The organism is Streptomyces sp. NPDC043176 (genome assembly GCF_056436715.1).
This window is the reverse complement of sequence record NZ_JBWKCA010000014.1, coordinates 61,691-84,524: the sequence shown is the minus strand read 5'-3', so window position 1 is coordinate 84,524 and position 22,834 is coordinate 61,691. Positions and strand designations below refer to the sequence as shown.

16 protein-coding genes are annotated in these 22,834 nt (G+C 72.4%); 12 read left to right on the top strand and 4 right to left on the bottom strand.

Annotated features, from left to right (window positions below; all coding sequences use genetic code 11):
* Nucleotides 1–45: 45 nt before the first annotated feature.
* Nucleotides 46–1,023, bottom strand: coding sequence for a CAP domain-containing protein (locus AC067A_RS23160; protein ID WP_479244381.1), 978 nt, complete (start codon nucleotides 1,021–1,023; stop codon nucleotides 46–48).
* A 182-nt stretch (nucleotides 1,024–1,205) separates the two neighbouring features.
* Between AC067A_RS23160 and AC067A_RS23155 the strand changes: the two genes are divergently transcribed.
* The 4 genes from AC067A_RS23155 (at nucleotide 1,206) to AC067A_RS23140 (ending at nucleotide 7,565) form a co-directional block, all read left to right on the top strand.
* Complete coding sequence (locus AC067A_RS23155) at nucleotides 1,206–1,487, top strand: acylphosphatase (RefSeq protein ID WP_479244380.1); 282 nt, start codon at nucleotides 1,206–1,208, stop codon at nucleotides 1,485–1,487.
* A gap of 389 nt (nucleotides 1,488–1,876) precedes the next feature.
* Nucleotides 1,877–2,095 carry a hypothetical protein gene (locus AC067A_RS23150; protein WP_015036455.1) on the top strand — a complete coding sequence of 73 codons (219 nt, stop codon included), beginning with the start codon at nucleotides 1,877–1,879 and terminating at the stop codon, nucleotides 2,093–2,095.
* Nucleotides 2,096–2,261: 166 nt separating this feature from the next.
* Entirely contained in the window at nucleotides 2,262–5,951 is a 3,690-nt protein-coding gene (smc, locus tag AC067A_RS23145; protein ID WP_479244379.1) for a chromosome segregation protein SMC, read from the top strand.
* A gap of 180 nt (nucleotides 5,952–6,131) precedes the next feature.
* Nucleotides 6,132–7,565, top strand: coding sequence for a sugar porter family MFS transporter (locus tag AC067A_RS23140; protein WP_479244378.1), 1,434 nt, complete (start codon nucleotides 6,132–6,134; stop codon nucleotides 7,563–7,565).
* A 77-nt stretch (nucleotides 7,566–7,642) separates the two neighbouring features.
* On the opposite strand, the gene AC067A_RS23135 is transcribed toward AC067A_RS23140, so the two are convergent.
* Complete coding sequence (locus AC067A_RS23135) at nucleotides 7,643–8,614, bottom strand: LLM class flavin-dependent oxidoreductase (RefSeq protein WP_479244377.1); 972 nt, start codon at nucleotides 8,612–8,614, stop codon at nucleotides 7,643–7,645.
* Nucleotides 8,615–8,923: 309 nt separating this feature from the next.
* Between AC067A_RS23135 and ftsY the strand changes: the two genes are divergently transcribed.
* Nucleotides 8,924–10,147 (top strand): signal recognition particle-docking protein FtsY, encoded by a 1,224-nt coding sequence (gene ftsY, locus AC067A_RS23130; RefSeq protein ID WP_479244376.1) that lies wholly within the window; start codon nucleotides 8,924–8,926, stop codon nucleotides 10,145–10,147.
* A gap of 67 nt (nucleotides 10,148–10,214) precedes the next feature.
* Here ftsY and AC067A_RS23125 read toward each other — a convergent pair whose 3' ends face one another.
* Nucleotides 10,215–10,868, bottom strand: a complete 654-nt coding sequence (locus AC067A_RS23125; protein WP_479244375.1) for a bifunctional DNA primase/polymerase — start codon at nucleotides 10,866–10,868, stop codon at nucleotides 10,215–10,217.
* 427 nt (nucleotides 10,869–11,295) lie between these two features.
* Between AC067A_RS23125 and nsdA the strand changes: the two genes are divergently transcribed.
* The 6 genes from nsdA to ftsH all read left to right on the top strand — a co-directional run bounded on the left by nsdA (nucleotide 11,296) and on the right by ftsH (nucleotide 20,985).
* Nucleotides 11,296–12,771 (top strand): transcriptional repressor NsdA, encoded by a 1,476-nt coding sequence (gene nsdA / locus AC067A_RS23120; RefSeq protein ID WP_479244374.1) that lies wholly within the window; start codon nucleotides 11,296–11,298, stop codon nucleotides 12,769–12,771.
* A 339-nt stretch (nucleotides 12,772–13,110) separates the two neighbouring features.
* The gene (locus AC067A_RS23115; protein ID WP_479244373.1) at nucleotides 13,111–14,457 is read left to right on the top strand and encodes an ammonium transporter; all 1,347 of its coding nucleotides are present in this window, start codon (nucleotides 13,111–13,113) and stop codon (nucleotides 14,455–14,457) included.
* Nucleotides 14,454–14,792, top strand: coding sequence for a P-II family nitrogen regulator (locus tag AC067A_RS23110; protein WP_004924863.1), 339 nt, complete (start codon nucleotides 14,454–14,456; stop codon nucleotides 14,790–14,792). The genes AC067A_RS23115 and AC067A_RS23110 overlap by 4 nt, the downstream gene beginning before the upstream one ends.
* Nucleotides 14,793–14,813: 21 nt before the next feature.
* Nucleotides 14,814–17,261: a [protein-PII] uridylyltransferase gene (locus tag AC067A_RS23105; RefSeq protein WP_479244372.1), complete on the top strand. Its 2,448-nt coding sequence runs from the start codon at nucleotides 14,814–14,816 to the stop codon at nucleotides 17,259–17,261.
* Between the two features lie 117 nt (nucleotides 17,262–17,378).
* The gene (gene ffh, locus AC067A_RS23100; RefSeq protein ID WP_479244371.1) at nucleotides 17,379–18,932 is read left to right on the top strand and encodes a signal recognition particle protein; all 1,554 of its coding nucleotides are present in this window, start codon (nucleotides 17,379–17,381) and stop codon (nucleotides 18,930–18,932) included.
* 133 nt (nucleotides 18,933–19,065) lie between these two features.
* Nucleotides 19,066–20,985 carry an ATP-dependent zinc metalloprotease FtsH gene (gene ftsH, locus AC067A_RS23095; RefSeq protein ID WP_479244370.1) on the top strand — a complete coding sequence of 640 codons (1,920 nt, stop codon included), beginning with the start codon at nucleotides 19,066–19,068 and terminating at the stop codon, nucleotides 20,983–20,985.
* Between the two features lie 75 nt (nucleotides 20,986–21,060).
* Here ftsH and AC067A_RS23090 read toward each other — a convergent pair whose 3' ends face one another.
* Complete coding sequence (locus tag AC067A_RS23090; RefSeq protein WP_479244369.1) at nucleotides 21,061–21,786, bottom strand: methyltransferase domain-containing protein; 726 nt, start codon at nucleotides 21,784–21,786, stop codon at nucleotides 21,061–21,063.
* Nucleotides 21,787–22,188: 402 nt separating this feature from the next.
* Here AC067A_RS23090 and AC067A_RS23085 point away from each other — a divergent pair, with 402 nt between their 5' ends.
* On the top strand, nucleotides 22,189–22,782 hold the full coding sequence (locus tag AC067A_RS23085; protein ID WP_479244368.1) for a hypothetical protein: 594 nt from the start codon (nucleotides 22,189–22,191) through the stop codon (nucleotides 22,780–22,782).
* Nucleotides 22,783–22,834 lie beyond the last annotated feature (52 nt).

The following is a 22,834-nucleotide window of genomic DNA, read 5'->3' as shown; positions in this document are numbered from 1 at the left end:
TCACCTCCAAGGTGGCGGGGCCCTCTCGCGCGCGTCCCGGGCGGCTCAGTAGCCGAAGTCCTGGGTCCACCAGGGGCCGCCGTCGGCGAAGTGGACGCCGACGCCGAGGGTGGTGAAGTCGCAGTTGAGGATGTTGGCGCGGTGGCCGTCGCTGTTCATCCAGGAGGTCATGACGGAGGCCGCGTCGACCTGGCCGCGGGCGATGTTCTCGCCGCCCATGCCGGAGACGCCCGCCTGCTGGGCCCGGGACCAGGGGGTGTCGCCGTCGGGGTCGGTGTGGCCGAAGAAGCCGCGGGCGGCCATGTCGGCGCTGAAGGCGCCGGCCAGGGTCGCGAGGCGGGCGTCGGCGCGGACCGGGGTGCAGCCGACCTTGGCGCGTTCGACGTTGACGAGTCGGAGGACCTCCGACTCGGCGGCATCGCCGCGGTCGGCGGTGGAGGTGACCACGGCCTTCTCGGTCGGCGCGGCGGTCGTCGGGTCCGGCTTCGGTGCGGCTGCCTTCGGTGCGGCTGCCTTCGGCGCGGCTGCCTTCGTCGTGGGCGCCTGGGTCGTCGGCGTCTTGGTGACCGGTGCCGGGGAGGCCTTCGGCTTCGCGGCGGCCGTCGTCTTCGACGGGGTGGGCGTCGGCTTGGGGGTGGCCTTCGGGCTCGGCTTCGCGGACGGGGTCACCGAGGGGGAGGCGGAACGCCCGCCGGACTTCCCGGTGCCCGTGCCCGCACCCGTGCCCGTACGGCCCGCTTCGCCGGCGGGGGTCTGGGTGGAGCCGCCCTGTGTGGTCAGTTCCGGGGCCTGACGGGTCACCGGCCGCTGCTCGCCGCTGCCGGCGCTGCCGATCGTGAAGGTGTCCCCGCCCGGCAGGAGTCCCGAGGTGACGGCGACGGCGCCCACGGCGACCGCCGCGGAGACGCCGAGCAGTCCGGTGCGCACGGGCCGCCTGCGGCGGGCACCCGGGTGCCGGCGGTCCGAACCGGCCGCGTAGTCTTCTGCGGCGGGTGCGGCGCCGGAGCGACGGTGGCGTCCCATCTGCTCTGCCTTCCTGCTGGTCTCTTGCCGAGTCTTTGCTGATCTTTGCTGTCGGTACCGTTCCGGTTCGACGTTCGAACGGTGCGCGCCCGAATGGGTGAGGCGTGTCCGTCGGGACTGTATACGCCAGGAGGCGCGGGGGCGATGTACGCATCGGGCAATCCGCCCGTTAGCGTGCAGCCATGAGCGACGACGTACGGATGACCGCCTGGGTGCGCGGCCGGGTGCAGGGAGTGGGCTTTCGCTGGTTCACCAGGGCAAACGCCTTGGAGATCGGCGGCCTGGTGGGCTTCGCCCTGAACCTCGACGACGGCCGGGTGCAGGTGGTGGCCGAGGGGCCGCGTGAGAATTGCCACCGTCTGCTCGACTGGCTGCACTCCGCCGACACACCCGGACGCGTGGACGGCGTCACTGAGATCTGGGACACCCCGCGCGGCGGTTACGAGACTTTCGCCATCCGCTGACCGTCACGCTCCGACGCCCCGTCCGGTGACCGAACGGGGCGTCGAACGGACGCGCGGTAACGGTCGCGCGAGAGGGAAACGGCCTGGTGGTTGCCAATATGCGCCCGTCGTGCCAGGCTGCCGCTTAAGGATGATCGCGACGCCCCCAGGCACCGAGTTGCGAGGTCCCGCCGCGTGCTGAGCGGTGGTGGCCCCCTCGGTCTGCCCTTCAGACGGGGCGTGATCGTGTTGACCGTCAAACTTTTTGGTGAGACTCTGGAAGCCCCGCGCACCTTAGCTGTTCGGCAGTGGAACCGGCACCACTAGCAGTACTGCCGAGCACCGCGGGTGCGAATCCCTCACGACCCATACCGCTACGGTCGGTCACTCATTGTGGAGGACCATCCATCATGGCAAAGGCGCTTCTCGGTTACGTCGGCGGCTCCGACCCGCGACTCCTCGCCGAGATGCGACGGCTTCAGCAGCGCGTCCAGGACCTCGAATCCGAGCTGGTACGGATTCAGTCCGAGAACGACTCGCTCGCCGCTGCCGCCGCTCAGCACCAGGGAGAGTCGCTGCTCAACAGCATCGACCTCGACGTACCCCAGGCGGAGCCTGCGCTCACCTGACAACCCAGCCCCCAGGGGCCAGGTGGGAAACACTCCTTGCAAGGGGCGCTTCGGCGTCCCTTCTCTCTTTCACCCGTCGTTTCCCCCGCGTACCACCCCTCCTCACCCGAGGATCTTCCCTCCGCCTTCGCGGGTGAAACGCGCGGGCCCCGGTAGAGTCCCCGGGGTGCACCTCAAGGCCCTGACCCTCCGCGGATTCAAGTCGTTCGCCTCGGCCACCACCCTCCGGTTCGAGCCAGGGATCACCTGCGTCGTGGGGCCCAACGGATCGGGCAAGTCCAACGTGGTGGACGCCCTGTCCTGGGTCATGGGCGAGCAGGGCGCCAAGTCGCTGCGCGGCGGCAAGATGGAGGACGTCATCTTCGCCGGCACGACCGGGCGCCCGCCGCTCGGCCGCGCCGAGGTCTCGCTGACCATCGACAACTCCGACGGCGCGCTGCCCATCGACTACGCCGAGGTCACCCTCACCCGGATCATGTTCCGGGGCGGCAGCAGCGAGTACCAGATCAACGGCGACACCTGTCGGCTGCTCGACTTCCAGGACCTGCTCTCCGACTCCGGCATCGGGCGCGAGATGCACGTCATCGTCGGACAGGGCCAGCTCGACTCCGTGCTGCACGCCGACCCGATGGGCCGCCGCGCCTTCATCGAGGAGGCCGCGGGCGTCCTCAAGCACCGCAAGCGCAAGGAGAAGGCGCTGCGGAAACTGGACGCGATGCAGGCCAACCTCGCGCGCGTGCAGGACCTCACCGACGAGCTGCGCCGCCAGCTCAAGCCCCTCGGCCGACAGGCCGCCGTCGCCCGCCGGGCCGTCGTCATCCAGGCCGACCTGCGCGACGCGCGCCTCCGCCTGCTCGCCGACGACCTCGTGCGCCTCCAGCGGGCCCTGGCCGCCGAGGTCGCCGACGAGGCGGCGCTGCTCGCCCGCAAGGAGACCACCGAGGCCGAGCTGCGCGCCGCACTCGCCCGCGAGGCGGACCTCGAAGCGGAAGCCCGCGCCCTGGTGCCCCGGCTGGAGCGCGCCCAGCAGAGCTGGTACGCACTCTCCCAGCTCGCCGAGCGCGTCCGCGGCACCGTCTCGCTGGCCGACGCGCGCGTGAAGAGCGCCACCGCCGCGCCCGCCGAGGAACGGCGCGGCCGCGACCCGGAGGACCTGGAACGGGAGGCCGCCCGGGTCCGCGAACAGGAGGCGGAGCTCGAAGCCGCCCTGGAGGCGGCCGAGCGCGCCCTGGAGGACACCGTCGCCCACCGCGCCGAACTGGAGCGGGCACTGACGGCCGAGGAACGCCGGCTCAAGGACCTGGCCCGCGCCATCGCCGACCGGCGCGAGGGCCTCGCCCGGCTCCACGGCCAGGTCAACGCGGCCCGCTCGCGCGCCGCCTCCGCCCAGGCCGAGATCGACCGGCTGGCCGCCGCCCGCGACGAGGCGGGGGAGCGGGCGGTCGCCGCCCAGGAGGAGTACGAGCAGCTCAAGGCCGAGGTCGACGGCCTCGACGCGGAGGACACCGAGCACGCCGCACGGTACGAGGCGGCCCGCCGCGAACTCGCCGACGCGGAGGCCGACCTGAGCGCCGCCCGCGAGGCCGCGGGCACCGCAGAGCGCCGCCGCGCCGCGACCCGGGCCCGGCACGAGACCCTCGCCCTCGGCCTGCGCCGCAAGGACGGCACGGGCGCGCTGCTCACCGCCGGCCTCACCGGACTCCTCGGCCCGGCGGCCGAACTCCTCACCGTCACCCCGGGATACGAGATTCCCGTCGCCGCCGCCCTCGGCGCGGCCGCCGACGCGGTCGCGGCCACCGGCCCCTCCGCCGCCGCCGACGCGCTCCGCCTGCTGCGCAAGCAGGACGCGGGCCGCGCCTCGCTGCTCCTGACCGGCGCCCCCGAACCGGCCCCCGCCGCCGACGCCGACGGGCACCTCCACGCCGCCGACCTGGTGCGGGGGCCCGACGAACTCATGGGCGCCGTCCGTCGGCTGCTGGCCGGCGTCGTGGTCGTCGAGGACCTGGACGAGGCCGCCGAGCTGGTCGGGACCCGGCCCGCGCTGACCGCGGTCACCGCCGAGGGGGACCTGCTCGGCGCCCACTTCGCCCAGGGCGGCTCCGCCGGGGCGCCCAGCCTGCTCGAAGTCCAGGCCTCGGTGGCCGAGGCCGCCGCGGAGCTCGACGAACTGGCCGTCCGGTGCGAGGCGTTGGCCATCGAGCAGCGCGAGGCCGACGAGCGGCGCCGTACCGCGGGCGCGCTCGTCGAGGAGCTCGACGCCCGCCGCCGGGCCGCCGAGCGCGAGAAGTCCGCCGTCGCCCAGCGGCTCGGCCGGCTCGCCGGCCAGGCCAGGGGAGCGGCGGGGGAGGCCGAGCGGACCGCGGCGGCCGCCGCCCGCGCCCAGGAGGCACTGGAGAAGGCCACCGCCGACGCCGAGGAGCTGGCCGAACGGCTGCTCGTCGCCCAGGAGGCCACCGCGTTCGGGGACGGCGAGGACGAGCCCGACACCTCGGTCCGCGACCGGCTCGCCATCGACGGCTCCAACGCGCGCCAGACCGAGATGGAGGCGCGGCTCCAGGTCCGTACCCACGAGGAGCGGGTCAAGGGGCTCGCCGGCCGGGCCGACTCGCTCGACCGGGCCGCCCGTGCCGAACGCGAGGCACGCGTGCGTGCCGAGCAGCACCGGGCCCGGCTGCGCCACGAGGAGCGGGTCGCGGGCGCGGTCGCCGCCGGCGCCCGCGCGCTCCTCGCCCATGTCGAGGCCTCGCTCGTCCGCGCCGACCAGGAGCGGGTGGCGGCCCAGTCCGCGAGGGCCGACCGCGAGGAGGGGTTGAGGTCCGCCAGGACCCGCGCCCGGGACCTCAAGGTCGAGCTCGACAAGCTGACCGACTCGGTCCACCGGGGCGAGGTGCTCGGCGCCGAGAAGCGGCTGCGGATCGAGCAGCTGGAGGCGAAGGCCCTGGAGGACTTCGGCGTCGAGGCGACCGACCTGGTCGCCGAGTACGGCCCCGACCAGCCCGTGCCCCCGTCACCCGCCGAGGACGGATCAGACCGCGGAGGAACGGCCCGGAGCGACATCGACCCGAACGGCACCGGCCGCGAAGGAACCGCCCGGAGCGACATCGACCCGAACGGCACCGGCCGCAGCGGCGAGGCCCGGGGCGACGCGGCCCGGACCGGCGGGGCCCGGGCCGGCGCGGACGACCAGGCCGCCGCGCCGCGCCCGTTCGTCCGTTCGGAGCAGGAGAAGCGGCTCAAGGCCGCCGAACGGGCGTACCACCAGCTCGGCAAGGTCAACCCGCTGGCCCTGGAGGAGTTCGCGGCGCTCGAGGAGCGGCACCGGTTCCTCTCGGAGCAGCTGGAGGACCTGAAGAAGACCCGGACCGACCTGCTTCAGGTCGTGAAGGAGGTCGACGTGCGCGTCGAGCAGGTCTTCACGGAGGCCTACCGGGACACGGCCCGCGAGTTCGAGGGCGTCTTCTCGCGGCTCTTCCCGGGCGGCGAGGGCCGGCTGATCCTCACCGACCCGGACAACATGCTCACCACCGGCGTCGACGTGGAGGCCCGCCCGCCGGGCAAGAAGGTCAAGCGCCTCTCGCTGCTCTCGGGCGGCGAGCGGTCGCTGACGGCCGTGGCGCTGCTCGTCTCCATCTTCAAGGCGAGACCCAGCCCGTTCTACGTGATGGACGAGGTCGAGGCGGCGCTCGACGACACCAACCTCCAGCGGCTGATCCGGATCATGCAGGAGCTGCAGGAGTCCTCGCAGCTGATCGTGATCACCCACCAGAAGCGGACGATGGAGGTCGCGGACGCGCTGTACGGCGTCTCCATGCAGGGCGACGGCGTCTCGAAGGTGATCAGCCAGCGGCTTCGCTGAACACCACTTCTTCAAGTCTTGAACACAAAGGTCACCGTAGGAGTTATAAAGTCACACGACATCGACTATTGACTTCGAAACTTGAAGGCATAGTCTCTGCAACGTTGCTTTTACCTTCACGTGGTGGGCGGCGTGAAGTTGTGCGCCACTGGAAGGGCTTCCCCCCACCGAGGAGTCCATGTGCCCCACACCGCGCAGGCGCCCACGCCGCCGCCTTCCGAAGGCCGAGCCGCCCACCCGGACCACCTCGGCCACGTCATCTTCATCACCGCTTCCGCCGCGATGGGCGGATTCCTCTTCGGCTACGACAGCTCCGTGATCAACGGCGCCGTCGAGGCGATCCGGGACCGCTACGACATCGGCTCCGGGACCCTCGCCCAGGTCATCGCCATCGCGCTGATCGGCTGCGCCATCGGCGCCGCGACCGCGGGCCGGATCGCCGACCGCATCGGCCGCATCCGCTGCATGCAGATCTCGGCGGTGCTGTTCGCCGTCAGCGCCGTCGGCTCCGCGCTCCCCTTCGCCCTCTGGGACCTCGCCTTCTGGCGGATCATCGGCGGCTTCGCCATCGGCATGGCCTCGGTCATCGGCCCCGCCTACATCGCCGAGGTCGCCCCCGCCGCCTACCGCGGCCGTCTCGGCTCCTTCCAGCAGGCCGCGATCGTCATCGGCATCGCCATCTCCCAGCTCGTCAACTACGGCATCCTCCAGCTCGCCGACGGCGACCAGCGCGGCGAGATCGGCGGCCTGGAGGCCTGGCAGTGGATGCTCGGCGTGATGGTCGTGCCCGCGCTCCTCTACGGGATGCTGTCCTTCGCCATCCCCGAGTCGCCCCGCTTCCTCATCTCGGTCGGGAAGACCGACCGCGCCAAGGAGGTCCTCGCCGAGGTCGAGGGGCACGGTGTCGACCTCGACCACCGCGTCGCCGAGATCGACCGGGCCATGCGCAGCGAGCACAAGTCCACCTTCAGGGACCTGCTCGTCGCCGGCAGCAGGTTCCGCCTGCTGCCGATCGTCTGGGTCGGCATCGGACTCTCGGTCTTCCAGCAGCTCGTCGGCATCAACGTCGCCTTCTACTACTCCGCGACCCTCTGGCAGTCCGTCGGCATCGACCCGTCCAGCTCGTTCTTCTACTCGTTCACCACGTCGATCATCAACATCATCGGCACCGTGATCGCGATGGTCCTGGTCGACCGGGTCGGCCGCAAGCCGCTCGCCCTCGTCGGCTCCGTCGGCATGGCCATCGCCCTGGCCGTCGAGGCCTGGGCCTTCTCCGCCGACCTCGTCGACGGCAAGCTGCCCGAGACCCAGGGCGTCGTGGCGCTCGCCGCCGCCCATGTCTTCGTGCTCTTCTTCGCCCTCTCGTGGGGCGTGGTCGTCTGGGTCTTCCTCGGCGAGATGTTCCCCAACCGGATCCGCGCCGCCGCCCTCGGCGTCGCCGCCTCGGCGCAGTGGATCGCCAACTGGGCCATCACCGCCAGCTTCCCGTCCCTCGCGGACTGGAACCTGTCGGGCACCTACGTCATCTACACGGTCTTCGCCGTGCTCTCGATCCCCTTCGTGCTCAGGTACGTCAAGGAGACCAAGGGCAAGGCGTTGGAGGAGATGGGCTAAACCCCGCTGCCCCGCTCCTCACCCACGGAACTGCCCCGGCCCGAGGTCCTGTGCCTCGCGCCGGGGCAGTGCTCCGTTCAGGACGTGAGCCGCGGCACCACGTCGTCGCAGAACAGCCGCAGGCTCCGCCACCCCTCCTCCACCGGCATCCCTCCGCACAGCGGGTGCAGCACCAGGCTCTCCAGGCCGAGCGCCAGGCACTCCTCGGGCGTCACGACCCGGTACACCCCCTCCGACCGCAGCTCCGCCACCGTCGTCGCGGACGACCGCACCGCCGAGGTGATGTCCTTCGACTGCCAGGAGGCGTACGTCCGCGCCTCGTGCAGGAAGTGCTCCCCGTGCTCCGCCCAGGTCCGGTCCGGGTCCTCCGACAGGTGCAGCAGCGGGGTCTCCTCGGCCGGCATCATCGTCCAGCCCTCGGTGCCGTACTCCGTGCACCGCTCCCGGTAGTACGCGTCGAGCTCCGGCAGGTGCGCGCTCGGGAAGAAGGGAAGCCCGAGCCGGGCCGCCCGCCGCGCCGCCGCCCGCGACGAACCGCCGACGAGCAGCATCGGATGCGGCCGGGTGAAGGGGCGCGGGGTGACCCGTACCGTACGGCCCCGGTACGGGAACGGCTCCCCGGTCCAGGCCGCGAGCAGGGTCTCCAGGAGCTCGTCCTGGAGCCTGCCGCGCCGGCCCCAGTCGACCCCGCGCTCCTCGTACTCCTCGGGCCGGTAGCCGATGCCCGCCACCGTGACCAGCCGGCCGCCGCTGAGGAGGTCCAGGACAGCGATGTCCTCGGCCAGGCGCAGCGGGTCGTGCAACGGGCCGATGACCGCCGAGACGGTGACCGCGATCCTGCGCGTCGCACCGAAGACGGCGCCCGCGAAGACGAAGGGGGAGGGCAGCCAGTTGTTCTCGACCCCGTGGTGCTCCTCGGTCTGGACGGTGTCGACGCCGTGCTCGTCGGCGTACGCGGCCATGGCGAGCGCGGCCCGGTAGCGCTCCGAGAGGGACGCGGGGGTCGCCCGGGGATCGACGAGGTTGAACCGTACGACGCTGAACGGCATGGGAGGTCCCCCTTCGCGGGTGCGCGGAAGGGGGACGTTATCTGACGTGGCGTCAGATGAAAACGGTCTCGCGCATTTCGGCGGCCGCCACCGGGGCCTTCCGCGCGGTCCGCGACGGCACCGCGTACGGCACGCCCGCGACCACGATCACCGCCGCCGGCAGGGTGAGGAGGGAAACGGCACGGCGCCGCCGGGCGTCGCGCCTTCGGAGGCGTGAGGCACGGGGGCACCCCGTCGGACGGACGCGGGGGAACCGCCCGCTGCGCGTGCTCCGCCTACGGCGCCTTCGTGGCCGATACTGGACCCGTTATGGAACTCATCCTTGCTGTAGTCATCGCCCTGGTCGTCGCGGTCGCCGTGACGAGCGGGCTCGTGATCAGCGGCCGCAAGAAGAAGCAGCTGCCGCCGGCCGAGCCGCCGTCCACCGCGCCGACCATCACCGCTCCGCCCGCCGAACCGCACGTCGGCGACGAGGCGGAGACGCCGCGGGAAGAACCACGGCGCACCGTCGAGGAGGTCGACCTCCCCCCGGCCGAGGCCCCCGAGGCCCCCGAGGCCCCGGTCGCCGTCGAGGAGCCCGAGGCTCCCGCCGCTCCCGAGATCGAGGTCCCCGAGCCCACCGCGGGCCGTCTCGTACGGCTCCGGGCCCGCCTCGCCCGCTCCCAGAACTCGCTCGGCAAGGGGCTGCTGACGCTCCTGTCCCGTGAGCACCTCGACGAGGACACCTGGGAGGAGATCGAGGAGACCCTCCTCACCGCCGACGTCGGCGTCGCCCCCACCCAGGAGCTCGTGGACCGGCTCCGCGAGCGGGTCAAGGTGCTCGGCACCCGCACCCCGGACGAGCTGCGCGGTCTGCTCCACGAGGAGCTCGTCGCCCTCCTCGGCGACTTCGACCGCACGGTGAAGACCGACAGTCCCGCGGAGGTCCCGGGCATCGTCATGGTCGTCGGCGTCAACGGCACCGGCAAGACCACCACCACCGGCAAGCTGGCCCGCGTCCTCGTCGCCGACGGCAAGTCCGTCGTCCTCGGCGCCGCCGATACCTTCCGCGCCGCCGCCGCCGACCAGCTCCAGACCTGGGGCGAGCGCGTCGGCGCCCGGACCGTGCGCGGACCCGAGGGCGGCGACCCCGCGTCGATCGCCTTCGACGCGGTCAAGGAGGGCATCGCCGAGGGCGCCGACGTGGTCCTCATCGACACCGCCGGCCGCCTGCACACCAAGACCGGTCTCATGGACGAGCTCGGCAAGGTCAAGCGGGTCGTCGAGAAGCACGGCCCGCTCGACGAGGTCCTCCTCGTCCTCGACGCCACCACCGGCCAGAACGGCCTGATCCAGGCCCGCGTCTTCGCCGAGGTCGTGGACATCACCGGCATCGTGCTGACCAAGCTCGACGGCACCGCCAAGGGCGGCATCGTCGTCGCCGTCCAGCGCGAGCTGGGCGTCCCGGTCAAGCTGATCGGCCTGGGCGAGGGCCCGGACGACCTGGCCCCCTTCGAGCCGGGCGCCTTCGTCGACGCCCTGATCGGCGACTGACACCCCGCAGAGCACACGGAAGGGCCCCCGCCATCGAGTGGCGGGGGCCCTTCCGTGTGACCAGGGGTCAGAAGTGCGTCCGGTGGCAGATGTACGCCAGCGTGCCGAGCAGCAGCCGCGCCTGCGGCGGCGCCCCCGCCGTGTCGAGGGTCGGCGGCCGCAGCCAGCGCACCGGCCCGAGCCCGCCCAGGTCCGACGGGGGAGCGGTGATGTGGCTTCCGGGGCCCAGACAGTGCAGGTCCAGATCGGCGTCGTCCCAGCCCATCCGGTACAGCAGCTGGGGCAGCTCGGCCGCCGCGCCCGGCGCCACGAAGAACCGCGCCCGGCCGGTCGGGGTCGCGCACACCGGGCCGAGCGGCAGGCCCATGCGCTCCAGGCGCACCAGCGCCCGTCGGCCCGCCGCCTCGGCGACCTCGATCACGTCGAAGGCCCTGCCCACCGGCAGCAGCAGCGACGCGCCCGGGTACTCGGACCACGCCTTCACTGCGTCGTCGAGTCCGGCGCCGGCCGGGACCGGTCGCGCGAAGGAGAGGGGGTGCGCGCCCGGGGCCGGGCACGCCCGGTCCCCGCAGGAGCACTGGCCGGACACCGCCCGCGCTCCGGGGGCCACGTCCCAGCCCCACAGTCCTGTGTACTCCGCCACCGCTGTGCACTCCGTGGTGCGTACGCGGCGGCGTGCGCCGGACCGCATCTCACGAATGCCGCCGATCGTGAAACCCATGCCCCCTCCAACGGGTCGAGCGCGCCGGTGGTTACGACCCGGAGCACCGCCGTCACCCTTCGCCACGCTCCGTCGCCGAACGGGGCGCGCTGTCGTGCTCGGGGTGGTGCGGACCGCCGCGCGCGCCTCTCCGCGCTTCCGTCCGCCGACTCCGGTTCGTTCGCATGTCAAGTGAATCGCGTTCCACGCGCGGCGAGTTCATTCGAAGGGGTGGCGAATGGTGGCGTTTCTTGAATCGCCCTCGTAGAGGGGTGATCGTAGGATTACTTTCGGTACTCGAACCCCGGGGGCCACTTGCGCGCGCGGGTATGCCGGAGGCAACCCGGTTTCCAGTTCGAAGGGGTGTGAACGCCGGACGGGTGCCGCGAGACACGGCATTCTGATAGGGGTTCGCACGACAGGCAATCAGGTGGATGGGGGCGTTCCAGTGGGCGGCAACGGCGCAGACGGTACGACTGCCGGCAAGCGCCCGAACGAGCAGCTGGGCTCGTGGTTCGTGCGCAGCGGCTGGTCCAAGGGCGAGCTCGCGCGGCAGGTGAACCGCAGGGCGCGCCAGATGGGCGCGCACCACATCTCCACCGACACCTCGCGGGTGCGCCGCTGGCTCGACGGCGAGCAGCCGCGCGAACCCATCCCGCGCATCCTCTCCGAGCTGTTCTCCGAGCGCTTCGGCTCCGTCGTCGCCGTCGAGGACCTCGGCCTGCGCACCGCCCACCAGTCGCCGTCCGTCTCCGGCGTCGACCTGCCCTGGGCGGGGCCGCAGACCGTCGCCCTGCTCAGCGAGTTCTCCCGCAGCGACCTCATGCTCGCCCGCCGCGGCTTCCTCGGCTCCTCCCTGTCGCTCGCCGCGGGACCCGCCCTCATCGAACCGATGCAGCGCTGGCTCGTCCCCACCCCGGCCGGCGACGCCGGGCGGCCCGACCCCCTCGCCGACGCCCGCCGCCCCAACCGGCTCTCCGAGATCGAGCTCGACCTCCTGGAGTCCACCACCGCCATGTTCCGCAAGTGGGACGCCCAGTGCGGCGGCGGACTGCGCCGCAAGGCCGTCGTCGGGCAGCTCCACGAGGTCACCGACCTCCTCCAGGAGCCCCAGCCCGCCGCCACCGCCAGGCGCCTCTTCACCTGCGCCGCAGAACTCGCCGAACTCGCCGGCTGGATGAGCTACGACGTGGGCCTCCAGCCGACCGCCCAGAAGTACTTCGTGCTCGCCCTGCACGCCGCCAAGGAAGCCGGCGACAAGCCCCTCGGGTCGTACATCCTCTCGTCCATGAGCCGCCAGATGATCCACCTCGGCCGGCCGGACGACGCCCTCGAACTCATCCACCTCGCCCAGTACGGCAGTCGGGACTGCGCCACCCCGCGCACCCAGGCCATGCTGTATGCGATGGAGGCCCGCGCCTACGCCAACATGGGCCAGCCCTCCAAGTGCAAGCGGGCCGTCCGGATGGCCGAGGACACCTTCGCCGACGTCGGCCTCGACGGCGAGCCCGAGCCCGACTGGATCGGCTTCTTCTCCGAGGCCGAGCTCAACGGCGAGAACTCCCACTCCTACCGCGACCTCGCCTACGTCGCCGGACGCTCGCCGACCTACGCCTCGCTCGCCGAGCCCGTCATGGAGCGGGCCGTCGAACTCTTCGAGAAGGACCCCGACCACCAGCGGTCGTACGCGCTCAACCTCATCGGCATGGCCACCGTCCACCTCCTCAAGCGCGAGCCCGAGCAGTCCGTCGTCCTCGCGGAGAAGGCCCTCGGGGTCGCCCGCAGCATCCGCTCCGAGCGGGTCAACACCCGCCTCCGCAAGACCGTCGACCACGCCGCCCGCAACTACAGCGACGTCGCCGAGGTCGTCCAGCTCACCGACCGGCTCACCCAGCTCCTGCCCGAGGCCGCCGAAGCGGTCTGACCCAGGGCCCCGCGCCCCGCCCCCGCGGCCCGCACAGACCCCGGCCGCGCCGGACGTCCCGTACTGCCCGACTCGGCTCCCCCGCCGCAAGGTCACACGGACGCCAGGCGCGGCCGGTTTTTTCCCGTGCGGAGGATACGGGCGTTACCTCGTCGTGACCCGGCCGTTCACGGCCGCGTAACACGTCCCACCCCTTCGTCACTGCGCCGAAACATCGAGCGGCATCGACGGAAACCGCGCTGCGCGAATCTCTGGCCCATAACCGGCCACGCCCCGCGCGGCCGGCCGCTCTCTCCGGCCCCGCCCCGCACAGGCCGTACCGACGACGAGGAGACGCCGATGGCACCAGCCATCACGACCCTGGCAGCAGACGCCCCCGAGCTGTCCGCCGCCAACACCGGGTTCATGCTCATCTGCTCCGCCCTGGTCATGCTGATGACCCCGGCCCTCGCCTTCTTCTACGGAGGCATGGTCCGCGTCAAGTCCACCCTCAACATGCTGATGATGAGCTTCATCAGCCTCGGGATCGTCACGATCCTGTGGGTGCTCTACGGCTTCAGCATCGCCTTCGGCACCGACTCCGGATCGCTCATCGGCTGGTCCTCCGAGTACGTCGGCCTCAGCGGCATCGGCATCACCGAGCTCTGGGACGGCTACACCATCCCGGTGTACGTCTTCGCCGTCTTCCAGCTGATGTTCGCGATCATCACGCCCGCCCTGATCAGCGGCGCCCTCGCGGACCGCGTGAAGTTCACCGCCTGGGCCCTCTTCATCACCCTCTGGGTCACGATCGTCTACTTCCCCGTCGCCCACTGGGTCTGGGGCTCCGGCGGCTGGCTCTTCGAGATGGGCGTCATCGACTTCGCCGGCGGCACGGCCGTCCACATCAACGCCGGCGCCGCCGCCCTCGGCGTCATCCTCGTCATCGGCAAGCGCGTCGGCTTCAAGAAGGACCCGATGCGCCCGCACAGCCTTCCGCTGGTCATGCTCGGCGCCGGTCTCCTCTGGTTCGGCTGGTTCGGATTCAACGCCGGCTCCTGGCTCGGCAACGACGACGGCGTGGGCGCCGTGATGTTCGTCAACACCCAGGTCGCCACCGCCGCCGCCATGCTCGCCTGGCTGTTCTACGAGAAGGTCCGCCACGGCGCCTTCACCACCCTCGGCGCCGCCTCCGGCGCGGTCGCCGGCCTCGTCGCCATCACCCCGTCCGGCGGCTCCTGCTCCCCGCTCGGGGCGATCGCCATCGGCGCCATCGCCGGTCTGCTCTGCGCCATGGCCGTCGGCCTCAAGTACAAGTTCGGCTACGACGACTCCCTCGACGTCGTCGGCGTCCACCTCGTCGGCGGTGTCATCGGCTCCCTCCTCGTCGGCTTCTTCGCCACCGGCGGCGTCCAGTCCGACGCCAAGGGCCTCTTCTACGGCGGCGGCCTGGAGCAGCTCGGCAAGCAGGCGATCGGCGTCTTCGCGGTCCTCGCCTACTCTCTGATCGTCTCCGCCGTCCTCGCCCTGATCATCGACAAGACGATGGGGATGCGGGTCAGCGAGGACGACGAGGTCTCCGGCATCGACCAGGTCGAGCACGCCGAGACCGCGTACGACTTCAGCGGAGCCGGCGGCGGTGCGTCCTCGCGCTCCACCGCCGCCCCCGCCCCGGTTGTCACGGAGAACAAGAAGGTGGACGCATGAAGCTCATCACCGCGGTCGTGAAGCCGCACCGGCTCGACGAGATCAAGGAGGCCCTCCAGGCGTTCGGCGTCCACGGCCTCACCGTCACCGAAGCCAGCGGCTACGGCCGCCAGCGCGGCCACACCGAGGTCTACCGCGGCGCCGAGTACACCGTCGACCTCGTCCCCAAGATCCGCATCGAGGTCCTCGTCGAGGACGACGACGCCGAACAGCTCATCGACGTCGTGGTCAAGGCCGCCCGAACCGGCAAGATCGGTGACGGCAAGGTGTGGAGCGTGCCGGTCGAGACCGCCGTACGGGTCCGCACCGGCGAGCGCGGTCCGGACGCACTGTAAGCACACGTGAGGAGCCGCCGGGTGACGAGCCTCGAAGCGAGTACAGAGACCGAAGATTCGGGACCCGGCGGTTACGCGGCGGCCCGGCTGCTCCTTCTCGACGAGAAGGAGCGGTCCGGGCCGCCGCGCCGTTCCGCCCTGGCCCGGCTCACCGACGAATGGCTGGCCGGCCTCTTCACCGCGGCCGGCGCACCACCCCGCGGGGTCGCCCTCGTCGCCGTCGGCGGCTACGGCCGCGCCGAACTCTCCCCGCGCAGCGACCTCGACCTCCTCCTGCTCCACGACGGCACCGCCGACCAGGCCGCCGTCGCCGCCCTCGCCGACAGCGTCTGGTACCCCGTCTGGGACCTCGGCCTCGCCCTCGACCACTCCGTCCGCACCCCCGCCGAGGCCCGCGCCACCGCCGGGGAGGACCTCAAGGTCCAGCTCGGCCTCCTCGACGCCCGGCCCGTCGCCGGGGACGCCGCACTCGTCGCCGCCCTGCGCACCACCGTCCTCGCCGACTGGCGCAACCAGGCGCCCAAACGCCTCCCCGAACTCGACGAACTCTGCCGCGAGCGGGCCGAACGCATGGGGGAGCTGCAGTTCCTCCTCGAACCCGACCTCAAAGAGGCCAGGGGAGGCCTCCGCGACGTCCAGGCCCTCCGCGCCGTCGCCGCCTCCTGGGTCGCCGACGCCCCCCGCGAAGGGCTCGACGACGCCCGCCGCCGGCTCCTCGACGCCCGCGACGCCCTCCACCTGGCCACCGGACGGGCCACCGACCGGCTCGCCCTCCAGGAACAGGACGCCGTCGCCGACCGCCTCGGCCTCCTCGACGCCGACACCCTCCTCCGCGAGGTGTACGAGGCCGCCCGGACCATCTCGTACGCCACCGACGTCACCTGGCGCGAGGTCAACCGCGTCCTCAAGGCCCGCTCCGCCCGTCCCCGGCTGCGCGCCCTCCTGAGCCGCACCGGGGGCACCAAACCGCCCGTCGAGCGCACCCCGCTGGCCGAAGGCGTCGTCGAGATGGACGGCGAAGCCGTCCTCGCCCTCAGCGCCCGGCCCGAACGCGACCCCGTGCTGCCCCTGCGGGCCGCCGCCGCGGCCGCCCAGTCCGCCCTGCCGATCTCCCTGCACGCCGTACGCCGCCTCGCCGCCGCCGCCAAACCCCTCCCCGTGCCCTGGCCCGCCGAGGCACGCGAGGAACTCGTCACCCTCCTCGGCGCCGGCGAGGCGACCGTGCCCGTCTGGGAGGCCCTGGAGGCCGAAGGCCTCATCACCCTCCTGCTCCCCGACTGGGAACGGGTCCGCTGCCGGCCCCAGCGCAACCCCGTCCACACCTGGACCGTCGACCGCCACCTCGTCGAGACCGCCGTACGCGCCTCCTCCCTCACCCGCCGCGTCGGCCGTCCCGACCTCCTCCTCGTCGCCGCCCTCCTCCACGACATCGGCAAGGGCTGGCCCGGCGACCACTCCGTCGCCGGCGAGACCATCGCCCGCGACGTCGCCACCCGCATCGGCTTCGACCGCACCGACGTCGGCGTCATCGCCACCGCCGTCCGCCACCACCTCCTCCTCGTCGAGACCGCCACCCGCCGCGACCTCGACGACCCCGCCACCGTCCAGTCCGTCGCCCAGGCCGTCGGCACCCTCGGCACCCTCGAACTCCTCCACGCCCTCACCGAGGCCGACGCCCTCGCCACCGGCCCCGCCGCCTGGTCCTCCTGGCGCGCCTCGCTCGTCGCGGACCTGGTCAAACGCGTCGCCGGCGTCCTCGCGGGCGAGACCCCGCCCGACCCCGAGGCCGCCGCGCCCAGCGCCGAGCAGGAGCGCCTCGCCGTCGAGGCCCTCCGCACCGGCGAACCCGTCCTCGCCCTGCACACCGAACCGGTCGTGGCCGAGCCCGAGGAGCCCGAGCCCGTCGGCGTCGAACTCCTCATCGCCCTGCCCGACCAGCCCGGCGTCCTCCCCGCCGTCGCCGGCGTCCTCGCCCTCCACCGGCTCACCGTCCGCGCCGCCGACCTCAGGGCCGTGGAACTGCCCACCGCGCTCGGTTCCGGCTCCGTCCTCGTCCTCGACTGGCGCGTCGCCGCCGAGTACGGCTCCCTGCCCGAGGCCGCCCGGCTCCGCGCCGACCTCGTCCGCGCCCTCGACGGCACCCTCGACGTCCCCGCCCGCCTCGCCGAACGCGACGCCGCCTACCCGCGCCGCCGCGGCCTCACCGCCCCGCCGCCGCGCGTCACCGTCGCCGCCGCCGACTCCCGCCTCGCCACCGTCATCGAGGTCCGCGCCCAGGACGCCCCCGGCCTCCTCCACCGCGTCGGCCGCGCCCTGGAGGGAGCGGCGGTACGCGTCAGGAGCGCCCACGTCTCCACCCTCGGCGCCAACGCCGTCGACACCCTCTACGTCACCCGTCCCGACGGCTCCCTCCTCCCCGACGCGGAGGCCGTCGACCTCGCCCGCACCCTGGAGGAGGCGCTGCGGTGAGCCGCTGACCGACGCGCCCCGCCCACCGGATCGGGCGGGCGGGGGCACACACTTCGAGCGGCCGGATACCCTGGAGGGCAGTCCGACCGCCCCCGACACCGAGGATCCGCGACCGCCGTGTTCGATACCCTCTCCGACCGCCTTGCAGCGACCTTCAAGAACCTCCGTGGCAAGGGCCGTCTGTCCGAGGCGGACATCGACGCCACCGCCCGCGAGATCCGCATCGCGCTGCTCGAGGCGGACGTCGCCCTGCCGGTCGTCCGGTCCTTCATCAAGCAGGTCAAGGAGCGCGCCTCCGGCGTCGAGGTCTCCCAGGCCCTGAACCCGGCCCAGCAGGTCATCAAGATCGTCAACGAGGAGCTCGTCGGCATCCTCGGCGGCGAGACCCGTCGCCTGCGGTTCGCCAAGACCGCGCCGACCGTGATCATGCTGGCCGGCCTCCAGGGCGCCGGTAAGACCACCCTCGCCGGAAAGCTCGGTGTGTGGCTGAAGGGGCAGGGGCACTCGCCGCTGCTCGTCGCCTGTGACCTCCAGCGCCCCAACGCCGTCAACCAGCTCTCCGTGGTCGCCGACCGCGCCGGCGTCGCCTTCTACGGCCCGCAGCCCGGCAACGGCGTCGGCGACCCGGTCCAGGTCGCGAAGGACTCGATCGAGTACGCGCGGACCAAGATGTACGACGTCGTGATCGTCGACACCGCCGGCCGCCTCGGCATCGACCAGGAGCTGATGCAGCAGGCCGCGGACATCCGCGACGCCGTCAGCCCCGACGAGATCCTCTTCGTCGTCGACGCGATGATCGGTCAGGACGCGGTCAACACCGCCGAGGCCTTCCGCGACGGCGTCGGCTTCGACGGCGTCGTGCTCTCGAAGCTCGACGGCGACGCCCGCGGTGGTGCCGCGCTCTCCATCGCGCACGTCACCGGCAAGCAGATCATGTTCGCCTCCAACGGCGAGAAGCTGGACGACTTCGACGCGTTCCACCCGGACCGCATGGCGTCCCGCATCCTCGGCATGGGCGACATGCTCTCCCTCATCGAGAAGGCCCAGCAGACCTTCGACGAGGAAGAGGCCGCCAAGATGGCCTCGAAGCTCGCGTCGAAGAAGGGCCAGGAGTTCACCCTCGACGACTTCCTGGCGCAGATGGACCAGGTCCGTCGCATGGGCTCCATCTCGAAGCTCCTCGGCATGCTCCCCGGCATGGGCCAGATGAAGGAGCAGATCGCCAACATCGACGAGCGGGACGTCGACCGCATGGCCGCCATCATCAAGTCGATGACCCCGGCCGAGCGTCAGGACCCGACGATCATCAACGGCTCCCGCCGTGCCCGTATCGCCAAGGGTTCGGGCGCCGAGGTCAGCGCGGTCAAGGGCCTGGTCGAGCGGTTCTTCGAGGCCCGCAAGATGATGTCGCGCATGGCGCAGGGCGGCGGCATGCCGGGGATGCCGGGCATCCCCGGCATGGGCGGCGGTCCCGGCCGGCAGAAGAAGCAGGTCAAGCAGGCCAAGGGCAAGCGCAAGAGCGGCAACCCGATGAAGCGCAAGGCCGAGGAGCAGGCCGCCGCGGAGCGTCGTGAGCAGGCGCAGGCGGGCGGCGCCTTCGGTCTCCCGGCCGCGGGGCAGACCCCGAAGGACTTCGAGCTCCCCGACGAGTTCAAGAAGTTCATGAGCTGACGGCTCGTACGAGAAGGGGCCCGGGGCGGTGCGAAACCGCCCCGGGCCCCTTTTCACCCCTCCGGGCCGCCCGCGATGCCGGGTTCGTCCCGCTCTTCGATACTGGGGCCACTGCCGCCCCGAGGAGAGCCACGTGGCCAACCCCGTACCCCCGCGCGACCGGACCGATCAGCCCTGGCGCTCGGAGGGGGCCCCGCCACCCCCGTCGCCGAAGAAGCGCATGCCGGGGAGCTGGGGCAGCCTCATCCTCACCGCACTCGTCGTGTACCTGCTCGCCAACATCGTCCTGTCGTTCTTCAACGACGGCGACGGGCCGACGATCTCGTACACCGAGTTCGACAAGCAGGTCGCGGCCGGGAACGTCACGAAGATCTACTCCAAGGGCGACGCGATCCAGGGGCAGCTGAAGAACAAGCAGCCCGTGCCCGACGGCGACGGCGACTACACCAAGTTCACCACCCAGCGGCCGGCGTTCGCCGACGACGACCTGTGGGCGCAGCTGACCAAGCAGAACGTGGTCGTCACCGCCGAGCCGGTCGTCAAGGAGCGCAGCTTCCTCGCCAACCTGCTCATCTCGCTCGCCCCGATGCTGCTGCTCGTCGTGTTGTGGGTGTTCATCGCCCGGCGGATGAGCGCCGGCATGGGCGGTGCCGGGGGCATGCTCGGCCGCAAGACCCCGCCCAAGCCGGTGGAGCTGGAGGGCGGCAAGCGCACGACGTTCGCCGACGTCGCCGGCATCGACGAGGTCGAGGGCGAGCTCAACGACGTCGTCGACTTCCTCAAGAACCCGCAGGCCTACCGTGAGATGGGCGCCAAGATGCCCCGCGGTGTGCTCCTCGCGGGTCCTCCCGGCACCGGCAAGACCCTGCTGGCGCGGGCGGTCGCCGGTGAGGCCGGGGTGCCGTTCTTCTCGGCCTCCGCCTCCGAGTTCATCGAGATGATCGTGGGCGTCGGCGCCTCCCGGGTCCGCGAGCTGTTCGCCGAGGCCCGCAAGGTCGCGCCCGCGATCATCTTCATCGACGAGATCGACACCATCGGCCGGGCCCGCGGCGGCGGCTCCGGGATGGGCGGGCACGACGAGCGCGAGCAGACCCTCAACCAGATCCTCACCGAGATGGACGGCTTCACCGGCTCCGAGGGCGTGATCGTCCTGGCCGCCACCAACCGCGCCGACGTGCTCGACCCCGCCCTCACCCGGCCCGGCCGCTTCGACCGGATCGTCCACGTCAACCCGCCCGACCGGGGCGGCCGCGAGGCGATCCTCAGGATCCACACCCGGGAGATCCCGCTCGCCCAGGACGTCGACCTGGAGCACGTCGCCCGGACGACGCCGGGCATGACCGGCGCCGAACTCGCCAACCTCGCCAACGAGGCCGCCCTCCTCGCGGTCAAGCGCGAGCAGAGGGCGGTCACCCAGTCCGACCTCTCCGACGCCCTGGAGAAGGTGCAGCTCGGCGCGGAGCGGCCGCTGGTGATGCCGGCGGAGGAGCGGCGCCGTACCGCGTACCACGAGAGCGGTCACGCCCTGCTGGGCATGCTCCAGCCCGGCGCCGACCCGGTCCGCAAGATCACCATCGTGCCGCGCGGCCGGGCCCTCGGCGTCACGCTGTCGACCCCCGACTCCGACAAGTACGCCTACACCGAGGACTACCTGCGCGGCCGGATCATCGGGGCCCTCGGCGGCATGGCCGCCGAGCAGGTCGTGTTCGGCGTCATCACCACCGGTGCCGAGAGCGACCTCGAACAGGTCACCAACATCGCCCGTGGCATGGCGGGCCGCTGGGGCATGAGCGAGCGCGTCGGCCGCCTCACCGCCATCCCGGGCGACGCCCAGCAGGCGTACGGCCTGTCGGCGGCCCCCGCGACCCTCGACACCGTCGACGAGGAGATGCGCCGCATCGTCGACGAGTGCTACGACAGCGCCCTGCGGCAGCTCCGCGAGCACCGCTCCCGACTCGACGCCCTGGCAGAGGCCCTCCTCGCGAACGAGACCCTGGAGGAGGCCGCGGCCTACCGCGCGGCGGGCATCACGCGACTGGACAAGGAGTCCTGACCCAGGGGCCGTGACGAGGAGGGCGCGAGGGGGAACCGGACAGGCCCCCCTGATCCGGCCTGATCGCAAGCCTCCCTAGCGCACGCGGGCGACGACGTAGCGGAAGACGGTCGGCATCCAGACCGTGCCGTCCGCGCGCAGGTGCGGTGCCAGCGCCTCCGCGATCTCCTTCTCGACCTGGGTGAGGTCGGTGGCCCGTACGGCCTCGTCGAAGGCGCCCGTCGAGAGCAGTCCGCGCACCGCGCTGCCCTCGCTCGCGTAGCCGAAGGGGCAGGCCACCCGGCCGGAGCTCTCCGGCCGCAGTCCCGCGGCGGTCACCAGGCCGTCCAGATCCGCCCTGAACCCCGGCCGGCGGTCCGCGAGCCGGGACGCGACCCGCAGGACCGGCTCCGTGGCGCACCGCTCCGCCGGCCCCCAGCCGCCGAGGACGACGGTCGAGCCCGATTGCGCCGAACGGGTGAGGACGGTGAGCTCCGGGAGGATCCGGTCGGTCGCGTGGAAGGCCGTGAACACGTCGTACGGGAGCTCCTCGGGCAGCCCCTCGGTGACCGCGACGCCCTCGGGCAGCCGCTCCCTGGCGAGCTCCACGCGCGCGTGGTCCCGGTCCACGCCGGCCACCCGCGCGCCCCTCGCCGCCGCCATGAGCAGCGCCAGGCCTGAGCCGCAGCCGAGGCCGAGCACCCGGGAGCCCGCTCCCACGCCGAGGCGCTCGTACACCGCCTCGTAGAGCGGGACGAGCATGCGTTCCTGGATCTCGGCCCAGTCGCGCGCGGGGTGGTGCGGGACGAGCGTAGGTGTCATGGAAAGAGCCCCAATCCGTGCCTGGACGACAGCCCCCCGTAGTCAGGGAACTGCGCATCACGGGCGGCGTCCAGTGCTCGCGCCGGACCGATTCGTCCGGGGGAGGGGCGGTGCGAGGTCCCGCGGCGGGACCCGGTAATGTCCCTGCAACACTTCCGGGTGTGACCCGTCCCCGGCTCCGGCCCGGGCACGAGGAGCGCGTACGGGGGGCGCGCGTACCGCGGATACGCGCCGGCGCGTATGCGCCACTACGCACCGGCTTGACGTCCCCTGCGTGGCTTCTCCGCAGATCGACGCACTGGCCCTCGTCAGGACGCATCAACGGCAACTGACGGGTACGTGCAAAATATTTGGGATGCCCCGGAATGGAACCCGGGGGCACTTCGGCTCGTTGTACGCGACGTGAGCACGACACCACCTGTTCTCGCCGCAGAGCTGGCACAGGCGTGGGCCGACATTCAGCGGCACCACTCCGAGCTGCCGGATCTTGCCGCGCCCGAGTCCCTGATCGGAGAGTCCTCGTCCGCCTGTGGCGCCGAACTCTCCTTCGAACGACTGCTCCACGAGGCAGTCCACGGCATCGCCGCCGCCCGGGGGGTCCGCGACACCTCCCGCGCCGGCCGCTATCACAACCGCAGATTCCTCGCGATCGCCGAGGAGATGGGGCTCGACCACCCCGAGGAACCCCACGCGAGCAGCGGCTTCTCCCTGGTCACGCTCAACCCGGAGGCGAGGCGCCGCTACCGGCCCACCATCGAGCGGCTCCAGCGGGCGCTGAAGGCCCACACGGTCGCCACGGCCGCCGACACCAAGCGCTCCTTCCGCGGCCCGGCCGCCCGCCACGGTTCCTCGGGCGGCGGCGTCCGCGTCAAGGCCGTCTGCGACTGCGGGCGCAACGTGCGCGTGGTGCCGTCCGTGCTGGCCCAGGCCCCGATCGTCTGCGGCGGCTGCGGCAAGCCCTTCCGGATCCCGGAGACAGTGGGCGCCGCCACCTGACCCGGCGGCGTGTGGCACAATGGCTAGCTGTACTCGACAGTCGCACAGGACC